The sequence below is a fragment of the Thermococcus sp. JdF3 genome, from assembly GCF_012027495.1.
Taxonomy (GTDB): Archaea; Methanobacteriota_B; Thermococci; order Thermococcales; family Thermococcaceae; genus Thermococcus.
Genome location: NZ_SNUK01000002.1, coordinates 444,852 through 457,002 on the forward strand (window position 1 = coordinate 444,852; position 12,151 = coordinate 457,002).

Consider the following 12,151-nt stretch of genomic DNA (forward strand, 5'->3'; position numbering starts at 1 on the left):
AACCAAGAAGCGCGGAAGGCTTTACTAAAGGTCGAAATCGGCGTTACGGTGGACGATAGGCACCACCGGGGTATAGAAATGAGCCCGAGGTTTAAAAAGTTTGGGGTTAAAAAATGAAAGAACCCTCATTCTTGATCGAATTCCGAGAGCAACAGCAGTGGAATGGCAGATGCGAGGGCAAGGATTCCGGCTGTTTCATACGCTGTTTCCAGGCCAAAGGAAGAGGCCAGTGCTCCAACGAAGATGTTTGCGGCGGCCATGAAGCCACTCGCCATCGTGCTCATCGCGGAGTTAACGGTCGAACGGGCTTCGGATGGGATGAATCTGTTCCTGACAACGGCCATCACAGGAAATCTGGCTCCCAGCGTGATTTCAATGACAAAAAGCAGCAGAATACTGGGTGCAAGGCCCTCCACAAGGCCGAGGAGGAGTATCTCAAGTCCCCACAGTGCCGTTAATGCGGCGAGTGCCCTTGGTGTGGGACTGATTTTCTTTGCAATCAGCGCTCCCCCGGAGGTGGACAGCACCATCAGTGCAAAGAGCAGACCCATGTACATCTCTGGAAGTCCCCTGCCCGAAAGCAGTATCATCCAGAAAGTGAAAAACGCCCTGGCGGAGAAGCTGAGGAGGAATGAAGCAGCCAGGAGGAAGTGAACTGCCCGGTTGTGCCTGAGCTCGTGCAGACCCTCCTTGAGCACCTCAACGTAGCTCTTTTTCAGTGTCCCGTAGTTGTCCGGCAGCAGGAGGTACGCCGTGAGGGCCGATGCGATCGAGAGCAGTCCCGCGGCCAACACGGGCAGATTCGGTGCGAGTGACGCCAGATAACCCGCGGAAAGACCACCAGCAAATCGAACCGGCCCTGAGAGCGCCTTGACCCTGCTGAGGACGTCTTTGACCCTGTTGCCGTCGCCAAGGGAATCGTACAGCCAGGGTATCATCGTCCCGCTGACCAGCGCCGCCCCGAATCCGGTCATTGCCGAACCCAGGAGAACCATAGGAAGGCCGCTGGAGAGCGCTATCATCAGGAGTCCGGTGCCGAAGAAAGCACTCCCCGCTGCGTACGTTTTCACCCTGCCGTACCTATCCGCAAAACCGCCCGTTGGAAAGTCCGTTAGGAGCTGGACGATCTCAGAAACGCCCTGAACCAGGCCAATCTCCGAAAAACTGAGGCCCACCGTTTTAAGCCACAGGCTCAGGTAAGGGCCCAGTACCGCCGAGCCCAGCGAACTCAGCAGTGCCGCCGCTGTGTAGCGCCATTCCAGACCGCGCTTTCCTCCTTCCATGAACGATAGGCATCACCCCTGCACAGAAGTGGATGGGGGTTTAAAAAGTTTGGGGTTACTTCACCGCCACCAGCCAGTACCTCCGGTCGTTTGGCCTAAGCTCGTGGAGGTCTCCGTAGATTTTGACCTTCCTGAAGTGCCCCCCAGCCAAAAGCCTCAGCTCCCTCGGTGTGTAGATGTTCAGTTCATCGTCCACCATGAAGGCCCTAACGCTCCCGTCGGGCTTTATTATCTGCACGAGCCTCTTGAAGCGGAGCTTCTGGAAGGCTGGCTCGACCTCGCGCCAGTCGGTTATGATTAACCGCTCATCGCCCTTCCGCTCGTCCCATACTATCGGGCCGTCCCTTCCGCCGTAGTACCAGCACGGGAAGTCGGCGATGAAAACGCCCCCCGGTTTCAGCGCCCGTCTTACAGAATTAAATAATTGTTGAATTGCAGAATCGTCGAAATACATAATGCTGGAGAAAAACATCGTCACGGCGTCGAACTCTTCCTCAAGATCAATCTCAAGCGCGTTTCCCTGAATGAACTCGACGCTAAGCCCTTCCCTTTCGGCTTTTCTTCTCGCAACGGTAAGCATCTCCTCATGGAGGTCGAGGCCGACCACCTCGTAACCGCGCCCCGCCAGTTCGAGCGTTGGGATTCCGGTTCCGCAGGCAAGGTCGAGAACCCGCGTTACTTCTCGTTCGGCTTCGTTCCGGAAGAGCTCCTCCACGAAGTCTATCTCCTTCCCAACGCGCTCGGCCCTTCTCCGGTAGATCGCGTCGTAGTACTCGGCAAGGACCGTGTAGAGCTCGTGCATGTCATCACCAAAAATGAATACCCCTTCAGATTTAAAACCCTTCTCCCAGCTTCCGGAAGGCCTCGATCAGCCTCCCGTTCTCCTCCGGTCTTCTGACGGAGAAGCGGACGTATTCCGGCAGACCGAAGCTCGTGCAGTCCCTCACAAGGATTCCGTGTCCTTTGAGGGCCTCGGCGAATTCTTTCGCGTTCCCAACGCGCTTGATGAAGAAGTTGGCATCGCTTTTAACATTGAGCTCCTTCTCCAGCCTCTCCTTTTCCCGCCAGATCAGGGGCATCGTCCTCCTTAAATGCTCGAAGCCGTCCCTGAGCAGGAACTCAAGGAAAGCAAGCCCTGTTGAGCCTATGCTCCAGGGCATTCTGACGCTCCTAAATGCCTCGCTGAAGCCGAGAACGTAGCCAACCCTTATCCCGGGCAGGCCGTAGCTCTTGGTGAAGGTCCTGAGCTTTACGATGTTCTCCCCTTCGGGGCTGTCGGCATCTTTGACAAAGTCTATAAAGGCCTCGTCAAGGATTAGGAGGGCTTTTCTGTCCTCCACCGCATCGAGGAGGGGTTTCAGCTCTTTAACACGGTAGAACCTGCCGTCGGGGTTGTTCGGGTTGCAGAAAAACACCACGGAGTTTCTCTCGACCAGCTCCGCAAGCTTATCCGGCTCGTTCGGGCCGTTAACTACCTCTGCCCCAAAGATTCTGGCAACGCGCTCGTACTCGCCGTAGGTGTGGCGCGGGATCACCACCTTCCTCCCGCGGAGCGCGAGCGTTCCGAGGAGGTAGAGAGCCTCCGTAATGCCCGCCGTAATCGTTACCTGCCCGCCCACAAGTTCTCCAAGCCCCTCCTCAAGCTCCTCGTAGTAGGGGTAGCGATTGCTAAGCTCCTTTGCGCGCTCGAACATCTCGTCGAGCCATTCCGGCGGATATGGGTTCAGCGAGGCCGAGAAGTCGAGGTAGCCCTCTTTTCTGCTCCCGCCGTGATAAGTTGAGAACCTCACGGGCTCAAGCATGGAAACACCCCCGTTGCGAGGAGTAGCGTAACTATAATCACCCATTCGGCAACTATGAGCCAGTAAACCTTCAGGGCGCGCCTTATGTCGTCGTTGACCGGCCCCCTTCCGGGAAAGCGGTAGAAACCGGGCTTTTCGAGCATGACCCCAAGAACCGCTGACATGGCCGCAATCGGCTTGTCGGAGTTGAGCTTGAAGCGAGCGAGGCGGTAGTATTTCAAAACCCTCCGTCCGCCGAACGGGAGGTAGAGGAGAACCGTCAAGCGTGCCGGGACGAAGTTGAGGAGGTCGTCGAGCCTCGCCGGGAACTTGCCGAAGAACTCGTAGCGCTCGTTTCTGTAGCCCAGCATCGCGTCGAGTGTATTAGCGGCGCGGTAAACCAGTGCCCCTGGAAGGCCGAAGAGGAGGAAGTAGAAGAGTGGAGATATAACCGAGTCGTTGAGGTTCTCGGCGAGGCTCTCTATCGCCGCAGAGTTAAGATGCACCCCGTCGAGGGTCTCAGTGTTCCTGCTGACTATCCTTGACACCGCCTTCCTCTTTTTCTCGATGTTATCGGTTATCGCCCTCGAAACGTGCTCGTGGAGGCTCCTTATCGCGAAGGAGCTCTTGAGGAGGTAAACCGCGAGAGCGTAGTTAAGGGGAAAGGGAAGGTAGAACGGTAGGAGTGAGAGGGCAATGGCAAAGAGAAGAACGACCAGAGCTGTCAGCGTTCCGGCTAAGAAGTCGGGGAGAGGACCTTTTCGCTCCCAGCGTTCGTCAAAAAACTCCGCCAGCTTACCGAACCACACAACCGGGTGGACTAACGCCGGCGGCTCTCCAATGAGCAGGTCCCAGAGGAGGGAGAGTAGAAAAACCGTCAGAACCTCCATTCCCCGAAGGCCTCCTTTATCACTGAGTACTCCTCCAGCATCTCCCCCTTCGGTTCCCTCACGCCCCTGCGCACGTACCAGGCGGGGTGCCGGAGGTAGACGGCCTCATAGCCAAGTCTTTTCAGGGCCTTCTCCGCCGTTCTGCCGACGGCAAATATGGCCTCTGGCTTCAGGATCTCAAGCTCCCGCTGGAGGAGGCTAAGATCACCCTCCCCGAAGCCCCTCAACCTGTTCTCCGGCGGGTTGCACTTGAGGACGTTGGTGATGTAGACGAAGTCAGGGTTAATGCCGAGCTGGAAGAGCGTCTTCCTTAGGAGCATTCCGGAGGCATCGCGGTAGAAGCATATCCCTGTCTTCCCGCAGCCTTTCCTTCCCGGCGCCTCCCCCACGAGCACCACTCCCGAGCCTGGCCAGCCGTTGGCGAATGGCAGGCCATCGAACTCGCCCACCTCAAGCTGGTAGCGGTAGTACTCCTCGCGGCAGAACCGCAGGGGCCGACGGAGAAGCTCCCGGTAAAGGGTCTCAAGCTCCTTAGCAAGCTTTTCGTCTTTTCTGTCCACGGCGAGAAAACGCTGTTCCGGATTGTAAATCGTCCGGGCGTAGGGGCCGTAAGTCCCCTCATCGAGGCCCAGAAGGTCCCTCCAGTCCCGGATAAAGAGGGGTGCAACCTTGAAGTTCTTGGGGTTTATGTAAACGTCGCCGACTTTTCTTAGCTCTTCAAACCTCAGGAGCATAATGGATAAAAGTGCCAACGTCTTTATAACCGTGACGGGGGCGATAGGTTGAAGGGGGTAGCGTTCTTTTCAGGTGGAAAGGACGGACTTTACGCACTTCATCTGGCCGAGAAAGGTGGAATCGAGGTTCCCTACCTACTCGCACTGAAGACAACCATCGGTCTCTCACCCCATTGGGAGAACCTTAAAGCGTTGAAAACTCTGGCTAAAGCTATGGGGCGGAAGTTACTCGCCTTCGATATGGCGGACGGGAGTGAAGTCCTAGCCGAGTTCATAGGTTCACTTGGCGTTGACTATTTAATAGCCGGGGACGTTCTGCTCAAAGATCACCTGAAGTGGGTTGAGTTGCTATCAGAAAAGGCGGGGGTTAAGCCCCTTGAGCCCCTCTGGAGGAGGGACACAAAGGAACTCGCGGAGGAAATCCTGAGGACTGGCTTTGAGTACGCGATAATCGCAGTAAAGAAAGAGAAGCTCGGCAAGGAGTGGCTTGGCTACACCTTCCGTTCGGTTGATGACTTGGAGCGTTTTCTGGAGAACAATCCAGGAATAGATCCCATAGGAGAATTTGGGGAGTTTCACACGGTTGTTTTAGCATCTCCGCTCTTTGAGGAGCGCTTTGCTCTTGAGGTTCTCTCGACTGAGGAGAGCGAGAGGTACTACTGGATAAGGTTCAGGCTGGTGAGAGAATGAAACGAAAAGAACTCCTCTTTCAGCTCGAATCAAAGGGCATAACCCTCAACGCCATGCTGGAAACTGCCATGGAACTCTACATCGGCGAGGATAAGGAAAAAGTCCGCGAGGAACTCAAAAACCTCATGCTGAGGTACCTCGACGACATCAACGTCCAAGCTTTGCTCACGGCCGCGCTCCTCCTTGAGGAGAACTTTGAAGTTGAGGGCGACCCGGTGAACTTAGTTGCCGACGAGCTGATAGGGATAAGCATTGCCGAGCTGATAGGCGGCAAGATGGCGCTCTTCAACTTCTTCTACTACGACACGCGAAAGCCAGGGATTTTAAAGGAGCTTCCTCCATTCCTCGATGACGCCATCGGCGGCTTCATAGCTGGCTGCATGACGAGGTTGTTCGAGGGGGACTAACATGAAGAACCTCCTACCGTTCCTGACAAGGATTCCAGTAAAAGGAGACTTCGAGAAGGCCAGGAAAGAACTCTGGGCTTTTCCTTTCCTCTCCATGGTTACTTCAGCCCTCCCGACGGCTGTTCTTTACCTCGGACTCCCCCTCGCCAACGTTCTTGCACTCCTCGCGCTCTACCTCACCATAGGCCTCCTGCACCTTGACGGCCTCGCCGACTGGGCCGATGGGATAATGGTGAAGGGTGACCGCGAGAGGAAGATAAAGGCAATGAAGGATCTGAACACCGGAATAGCGGGCCTCTTCGCGGTGGTCATGGTTCTGCTCCTCCAAGTTTACTCGCTCCCGCTCGTTCCCTTCTACGCGCTCTTTTTGGCCGAACTCAACTCCAAGTTCGCCATGCTCCTCGCGCTGGCAACGAGAAAACCGCTCGGCTCCGGCCTGGGGGCATACTTCATGGAGGGGATGAACCGAAAACAGATGGCCATCGGAACGGCCCTCTACCTCCTGCTGATCCCCTTTGTCCTGATCGAACCCTCCGCGCTTGCATCTCTCCTCGGCCTTCTGACAGGGGTTTATGCCATACACATCTCGCTGAAGAACTTCGGCGGCCTTAACGGAGACTGCATAGGGGCAGTGGCGGAGATAACGAGGACCGGGACGCTTTTGGTTATGGCGTTTGCATGGCAATGGATTTAAAGGATAACACGCAAAAAAAGGCGGTGGGAGAATGGAAGAGGTGGAGAGAATATTTGCCAAACTTCCACCCGAGGCCCGAAGGGAGCTTTTAGACTACGCGGAGTTCCTGCTTCAGAAATATGGAAAGCGGGAGGTTAGAGGATTCAGGTTTACATGGGAAGGAAAGCTGAAGGACGTTAAGATGACCTCCGTTGAGCTTCAGCACAAGGCCTTGGAGTGGCGGGAGAATGTATCTGATTGACACGAACGTTTTCCTTGAGATTCTTCTAGGTCAAGAAAAGAAAGAGGTAGCAAAGCGATTTTTGAATTCACACCCGGGAGAACTTCTCATGAGTGATTTCACTCTTCATTCGATAGGGGTTGTTCTTTTTAGGCTTGGACGACCTGAGGTTTTTCTGGATTTCCTCCAAGACACGCTTCCAAACGTCGAAATTGTAACGCTTTCCGATTCAGAGTACCAAACGGTCGTCGAGTTTCACCAGAAGTATGGATTAGATTTTGACGATGCTTATCAATGTGCCGTTGCAGTTTCGAAAGACCTAACTATTGTAACAATGGACAAAGATTTTAGAAAAGCCCCATATTCTCTCAAGGTCATTTTTCTGTAGGAGGCTGAACCCCTGGAATCACATTAAGCTCGTCCAGCTCCCTGTCTTCGAGTGCCGCGTAGGGTACGTATCCCCTCTCCCTGGCCTTTTCAATGAAGTCGAGGATTCTCGCGAGGTCTTCCCCGCTCCTTGTCCCGTCATCGAGGTAATCCACGACCAGAACAACTTTTCCCGCCTTAACAACCCTGTCCAGGAGGGGAACTTTCTCGTCCGTCCAAGGGCTCGGTTTGAGGCCGTCGTAGAAGACATCTTCACTCGCCCAGCCGGAGACGGCCTTCAGAAGGCTCCCGTTGTCGTAGTTGAGGAGCCACTCCCCGTTCTGAGGGATTACAATGAAATCCTCACCCGCCTTAGAGCGGGCGTAGTTGGCTATCTGGAGTATGAACTCGATCATCTGCCCCGCAGTCCAGTTCTCGTCGTAGCCGTTCTCAGCCCAGAACCAGTACTCATCAACCTTGTCGAGATAAACCCCCCTAAAGCCCTGAGTGATGATTCTGTCGAGGTACTCAAAGACTATCCTCTTCCAGCCGTCATTCCAGTACTTAACGGCGTAATCCCCTGGCCACTCTGGATTTTCCGGGCCGAGCCAATCCGGTGGCTCCGTCTTCCAGCTTTCGTTCCAGTAGAAGCGGTAGTCCTCAGCTTCGCCGATGCTGATGTAGGCTATGGGAATTACCCTGGCCCTCTTAATCTCAGCTATTTCCTCCCGCGTGTAGGCTGTCTCATCGCCCCCGTCCCTTGAGTAGTCCATGACGATTAAGTCGAAGCCGCTCTTCGCTATAACCTCCGGGCTGGCGTTCTGCAGCCAGTAGGCCCAGCTCCTCACCGAGGAGAGGTTCAGTGTTCTCTTATGTTGGATTTGGCTTGAGTTTTCACGTTTTGGAGTGGTCCGGGTCGTTGATGTCAGGTTTTGACGGGCTATTTCTGTTGAATTCGGTAGAGCTGGAGGGGAAGGGGACGTCGTTCCGAGTATATGGGGAGAAGGGGCCGAAGGCGTGCCGGTTTTCTCCCCGGCTGGAGCGTTTGAGAGACAGGCGGACGCCAGAACTATGAGGAGCGAGAGGAACATCACGCCGACAGACCGCATAGGTATTAACCGGACGGAAGGCCTTTTAACCGTTGCCCGCTATTCCCTTCCATGATAATCATCATGGCCGGCGGGCGGTCGAGCAGAATGGGCCGGGAGAAGCCCGTCCTGAAGGTCGGGGGCAGGCCGATGCTCCTGCGCGTTTACGGGGAGGCGGAAAAAGTCGGGGAAGTGCTCGTTGCCGTCTCCAGAAACGCGCCGAAGACGAGGGAGCTCTGTCTCCGCGAGGGGATTCCCATCGTTGAAACGCCGGGCAGGGGCTACGTGGAGGACACCCTTTTCCTCCTCCGCGAGTTCGGGCCCTTCCTAAGCGTCTCCGCTGATTTGCCCTTCCTGAAGGCGAGCGATGTGATGGCCATAGGGGAGGCCTTCGACGGGAGGACGAGTTTAACGGGCGTTCTCCCACTTGACAGGGTGCCAAAGGACCTGCACCCCCTCACCTACAGGGGCTACGCGGTAATCGGCCTCAACGCCGTTGGAACCGAGGGAGAAAAGTTCTTCGAGCTGAGCAACCCGCTATTGGCTCTCAACGTGAACACTCCGGGGGAGTTAAAGCTCGCCGAAGGGATAGCGGGACTGTGGAAAAACCATTTAAGGCCTTCCGCGAACTCCAGGGAGGTGGTTGAATGGAAGGCTCAGGGTCGTCCATCGGCGGTTTTTTGATGTTCATGGCCCTCGCGATAATCGGCGTGATAATCATACTGGGCCTTCTCCTCTTCGCGGCCGCGTTCCTGGTGGTTCTGGTCCCGCTGATAGTAATCCTGCTCGTTGTCGGAGCGGCCAAGGGGTGGTGGAAGAAGAGACACCCTCCCAAGGAGCTTGAGAGCCCCGAGGATTATTGGAGGTGATGTTGTGGTAGAAATAGCCCGCCTGAGCACGTCCTCGATTAAAAAGGTCTTTTCTCGTGAGGAGGAGTTCAGCGACTGGCTGGTTGAGAACATTGAGATTCTCGAGGAGAAAATAGGTGTGGAACTTGAGGACATCGAGAGAGAATACCAGATTGGAAACTATTTCGCGGACATAATAGCCAGGGACACCAACAACGGGGCAATGGTTATCATTGAAAACCAGTTTGGAAAAACGGACCACGATCACCTTGGCAAAATCCTCACATATGCCTCGGGGGTAGATGCAAAGGTTATAGTATGGATAGCCGAGAAATTCTCAGACGAACACAAGCAGGCGCTGAACTGGCTGAACGAGAACACCGGCCAGGATATTGGGTTCTTTGGGCTGGAAGTAAAAGCGGTAAAGATTGGGGATTCCCCGTATGCGGTTGATTTTGATGTCGTTATAATGCCGAATCAATGGAGGAAAATCAGCAGGAGCGCAGTTGATAGACTTGGACCAAGACAGGAAAGTTATCTAGACATCTGGAGGAGGGTTTTGGAGGTTTACGGCAAGAATCTCAGACCCCAGCCCAGGTTCAGACAGGTATTTGGCAGTGGAGTTTCCAACGTTCAGTATGAATGGCGCATATGGGAGGATAAGTTTGCGATTGGGATCTACATCGGAAAGCCCTCCTCCGAAGAAAACGAGCGGATACAGAGATGCCTCAAGGAGCACGTCGCTGAAATCTCGCGGGCGATGAACGTATCTCCCGACAACATTCAGTGGGAAGAACCTTATGGGACCACTCGGGGCTCAAAGAGAATGAGCATCTATTATCCCCTCGAAAGGTCTCCCTTTGAAATGACAGAGAAAGAGAGGGAAGCACTCGCCAGGAGACTTGCTTCAGAGATGAAGAAGCTTGAGAAAGCCACTAAGAAGATACTCCAGAGGTGTCACTAAACCCCCAGCTCCTCCAAGATCCTCTCCACGTCGAGGTGTCTCTCAACGACCCTTGCGAACCTCTCTATCTCCTCCTCTATGCTCCAGCCTTCGATGGAAACCGGTTCGAGACCCCTCTTCGCCCGGAGGGAGTTGAGGAACCGCTCGGTGAAGGTGAAGTTGTGGAAGATGCCGTGCAGGTAGGTGCCGAAGGCCCTCTTGCCAATCGCCCCCTCAGGCTCAAAGGTTTTCACCCCGTTTACTGCCGTTATCACCGAGAAAGGCTTCGCAGAGGTGCTCCTGCCGAAGCGTATCTCGTAGCCCTCAACCGCCATTCCCTTAGCCGGCCCCCATAGAACTTCTGCTCTCAGGTGGTTCGTCCTCTTGACCTTCCCGAAGAAGGTCTTGGCCGGCAGAAGGCCGATGCCCCTGACCGTTCCGCGCTTCGATTCGACGGTGTCTGTTATCTTCTCGCCCAGCATCTGGAAGCCGCCGCAGATTCCGACGACGAAAGAGCCTTCCCTGTGGGCCTCCAGTATGGCATCTTCAAAGCCATTTTCACGAAGCCAGAGCAGATCCTCGACAGTGTTCTTGCTCCCGGGGATTATGATGACGTCGCCCTTGATCTCCTCCGCCCTGGTGACGTAATCAACGCCGTTGGCCCAGTGGAGGGGCTCAAAATCTGTAAAGTTGCTTATGTGGGGGAGCTTTACTATCTGAATGTGGAGCTCGCCCTTCACCTTCGGGAACTCCGCCAGGGAGTCCTCTTCCGGTAGGCGGTGCTCGACGTAGGGGATAACGCCGAGGGTAGGCTTCCCGTAGCGCCTCTCCAGGTACTCAAAGCCAGGCCGGAGGAGGGAAGCGTCCCCGCGGAACTTGTTGAAGACGAAGCCGATTACCGCTTCCCTCTCGCGTTCATTCAAAAGCTCCATCGTGCCCACTATGCTGGCGAAGCTCCCGCCCCGGTCTATGTCAGTAACGAGGATCCCTTTGGCCTTTGCGTGGAGCATGACGCGGGTGTTCGCTATGTCGTAGTCCCTCAGGTTAATCTCGACCGGACTGCCTGCGCCCTCGATTATCACCAGGTCGTGCTCCTCCTTGAGCCCGTCGAGAACTTCCATCACCTTCCTGAAGAGCTCCTCCTTCCGGGAGAGCATGTAATCTCTGGCCGAAACGCTACCTATTGGCTTCCCCATGAAGACGACCTGGCTCCTCATGTTGCCTTCAGGCTTGAGCAGAATCGGGTTGAACTTCACCGACGGCCTCTTCCGGCAGGCTATCGCCTGTAAATACTGCGCACGGCTTATCTCGCCGCCCTCTATGCTCGGTGCGGAGTTCAGGCTCATGTTCTGGCTCTTGAAGGGGACGACGTCGTAACCGAGGTTCGAGAAAATCCGGCATAGTGCGGTAACGAGGAGCGACTTGCCGGCTCCGGACGAGGTTCCAAGCACCATCAGGGCCTTTCCCATTCTCCCACCGTTCACAGTTGGCCGAAGGGCATATAAACCCTTGGATAAAAACTCCAGCGGTGGTTGGAATGGAGAGCCTCTTCCTTCTCGTCTTGGGGAACACAGAGATAAGCACCGTACCCGGAATAAGCGTCGCCGGGGCAACCCCTGAGCTGACGAAGCTCACACCGGTGGCCGATGCGGAATACCTCTTCCACGAGAAGCCCCTGACCATAGACGTGATTCCCGTAACGCCCGAAGGGCATCCGACGCCTGCGATAATAACCAAGGCCGCGAGGGAGCTCGCGAACTTCCCCGTTCTGGTCGTGAGGGGCGGAACTTATCTCGCTCCCCTCGTCCCGCACGTGCACGTCAGCGACGCCATTGGGAGAGACTTCAGAAATGGGCCGGCTTTACCCGAGTTCGGGGAGATAATAAAGCGCGCCAGGCTGTTCGGCGAGGAGCTCAACAAACTGCCGATCAAAGAACTCGTCATCGGGGAATCAACGCCCGGAGGAACGACGACCGCTCAGGCTGTCCTGTGGGCACTCGGCTACGACGCGAAGACCAGTTCAGCTTCACCGAACAACCCGCAGGGCCTCAAGGAGAGGGTAATCGGCGAGGCCTTCGAGAGGGCCGGAATCGGGAAAGGTCAACTGAAGGACAACCCGCTTGAGGCCCTGAGGCAGTTCGGCGACCCCATGATGGCAACGGTGGTGGGTATTTCCCTCGGCTTCAGGAAGAGCGTCGTCTTAGCTG

At 55.5% G+C, this 12,151-nt stretch carries 17 protein-coding genes; 10 read left to right on the forward strand and 7 right to left on the reverse strand.

Annotated features, from left to right (window positions below):
• Positions 1–125: 125 nt before the first annotated feature.
• Genes E3E42_RS05060 through E3E42_RS05080 form a run of 5 tightly spaced genes read right to left on the reverse strand, consistent with a single transcriptional unit; the run spans position 126 to position 4,688 of the window.
• Positions 126–1,283 (reverse strand): MFS transporter, encoded by a 1,158-nt coding sequence (locus E3E42_RS05060; protein WP_167903047.1) that lies wholly within the window; start codon positions 1,281–1,283, stop codon positions 126–128.
• 55 nt (positions 1,284–1,338) lie between these two features.
• On the reverse strand, positions 1,339–2,085 hold the full coding sequence (locus E3E42_RS05065) for a class I SAM-dependent methyltransferase (RefSeq protein ID WP_167903048.1): 747 nt from the start codon (positions 2,083–2,085) through the stop codon (positions 1,339–1,341).
• Between the two features lie 31 nt (positions 2,086–2,116).
• On the reverse strand, positions 2,117–3,085 hold the full coding sequence (locus E3E42_RS05070) for an aminotransferase class I/II-fold pyridoxal phosphate-dependent enzyme (RefSeq protein WP_167903050.1): 969 nt from the start codon (positions 3,083–3,085) through the stop codon (positions 2,117–2,119).
• Positions 3,070–3,954 carry an adenosylcobinamide-phosphate synthase CbiB gene (cbiB, locus tag E3E42_RS05075; RefSeq protein ID WP_167903052.1) on the reverse strand — a complete coding sequence of 295 codons (885 nt, stop codon included), beginning with the start codon at positions 3,952–3,954 and terminating at the stop codon, positions 3,070–3,072. Before cbiB ends, E3E42_RS05070 begins: the two co-directional genes overlap by 16 nt.
• The gene (locus E3E42_RS05080; protein WP_167903054.1) at positions 3,942–4,688 is read right to left on the reverse strand and encodes a uracil-DNA glycosylase family protein; all 747 of its coding nucleotides are present in this window, start codon (positions 4,686–4,688) and stop codon (positions 3,942–3,944) included. The genes cbiB and E3E42_RS05080 overlap by 13 nt, the downstream gene beginning before the upstream one ends.
• Before the next feature lie 48 nt (positions 4,689–4,736).
• On the opposite strand from E3E42_RS05080, the gene E3E42_RS05085 reads away from it, so the two are divergent.
• Genes E3E42_RS05085 through E3E42_RS05105 form a run of 5 tightly spaced genes read left to right on the forward strand, consistent with a single transcriptional unit; the run spans position 4,737 to position 7,087 of the window.
• Positions 4,737–5,378, forward strand: a complete 642-nt coding sequence (locus E3E42_RS05085) for a diphthine--ammonia ligase (protein WP_167903056.1) — start codon at positions 4,737–4,739, stop codon at positions 5,376–5,378.
• On the forward strand, positions 5,375–5,785 hold the full coding sequence (cobZ, locus tag E3E42_RS05090) for an alpha-ribazole phosphatase CobZ (RefSeq protein ID WP_167903058.1): 411 nt from the start codon (positions 5,375–5,377) through the stop codon (positions 5,783–5,785). The genes E3E42_RS05085 and cobZ overlap by 4 nt, the downstream gene beginning before the upstream one ends.
• A gap of 1 nt (position 5,786) precedes the next feature.
• On the forward strand, positions 5,787–6,479 hold the full coding sequence (cobS, locus tag E3E42_RS05095) for an adenosylcobinamide-GDP ribazoletransferase (RefSeq protein ID WP_167903060.1): 693 nt from the start codon (positions 5,787–5,789) through the stop codon (positions 6,477–6,479).
• Positions 6,480–6,510: 31 nt separating this feature from the next.
• The gene (locus E3E42_RS05100; RefSeq protein ID WP_167773334.1) at positions 6,511–6,720 is read left to right on the forward strand and encodes a DUF2281 domain-containing protein; all 210 of its coding nucleotides are present in this window, start codon (positions 6,511–6,513) and stop codon (positions 6,718–6,720) included.
• On the forward strand, positions 6,707–7,087 hold the full coding sequence (locus tag E3E42_RS05105) for a PIN domain-containing protein (RefSeq protein WP_167903062.1): 381 nt from the start codon (positions 6,707–6,709) through the stop codon (positions 7,085–7,087). Before E3E42_RS05100 ends, E3E42_RS05105 begins: the two co-directional genes overlap by 14 nt.
• Here the strand turns inward: E3E42_RS05105 and E3E42_RS05110 are convergent.
• Positions 7,074–7,913, reverse strand: coding sequence for an MJ1477/TM1410 family putative glycoside hydrolase (locus tag E3E42_RS05110; protein ID WP_370519601.1), 840 nt, complete (start codon positions 7,911–7,913; stop codon positions 7,074–7,076). The two genes, E3E42_RS05105 and E3E42_RS05110, sit on opposite strands and share 14 nt — an antisense overlap.
• A gap of 169 nt (positions 7,914–8,082) precedes the next feature.
• Here E3E42_RS05110 and E3E42_RS12170 point away from each other — a divergent pair, with 169 nt between their 5' ends.
• Genes E3E42_RS12170 through E3E42_RS12175 form a run of 4 tightly spaced genes read left to right on the forward strand, consistent with a single transcriptional unit; the run spans position 8,083 to position 9,965 of the window.
• Positions 8,083–8,229, forward strand: a complete 147-nt coding sequence (locus E3E42_RS12170; RefSeq protein WP_370519602.1) for a hypothetical protein — start codon at positions 8,083–8,085, stop codon at positions 8,227–8,229.
• On the forward strand, positions 8,226–8,837 hold the full coding sequence (locus E3E42_RS05115) for an NTP transferase domain-containing protein (protein ID WP_167903064.1): 612 nt from the start codon (positions 8,226–8,228) through the stop codon (positions 8,835–8,837). The genes E3E42_RS12170 and E3E42_RS05115 overlap by 4 nt, the downstream gene beginning before the upstream one ends.
• On the forward strand, positions 8,801–9,022 hold the full coding sequence (locus E3E42_RS05120; protein ID WP_167903066.1) for a hypothetical protein: 222 nt from the start codon (positions 8,801–8,803) through the stop codon (positions 9,020–9,022). The genes E3E42_RS05115 and E3E42_RS05120 overlap by 37 nt, the downstream gene beginning before the upstream one ends.
• Positions 9,023–9,026: 4 nt before the next feature.
• A complete protein-coding gene (locus tag E3E42_RS12175) occupies positions 9,027–9,965 on the forward strand; it encodes a DUF4268 domain-containing protein (protein ID WP_167903068.1) in 939 nt (312 codons plus the stop codon).
• Here E3E42_RS12175 and E3E42_RS05130 read toward each other — a convergent pair.
• Positions 9,962–11,413 (reverse strand): cobyric acid synthase, encoded by a 1,452-nt coding sequence (locus E3E42_RS05130; RefSeq protein ID WP_167903070.1) that lies wholly within the window; start codon positions 11,411–11,413, stop codon positions 9,962–9,964. The genes E3E42_RS12175 and E3E42_RS05130 overlap by 4 nt on opposite strands.
• Positions 11,414–11,481: 68 nt before the next feature.
• On the opposite strand from E3E42_RS05130, the gene E3E42_RS05135 reads away from it, so the two are divergent.
• Positions 11,482–12,151 (forward strand): nicotinate-nucleotide--dimethylbenzimidazole phosphoribosyltransferase (locus E3E42_RS05135; RefSeq protein ID WP_167903209.1); only part of this gene is annotated, 670 nt, incomplete at its 3' end.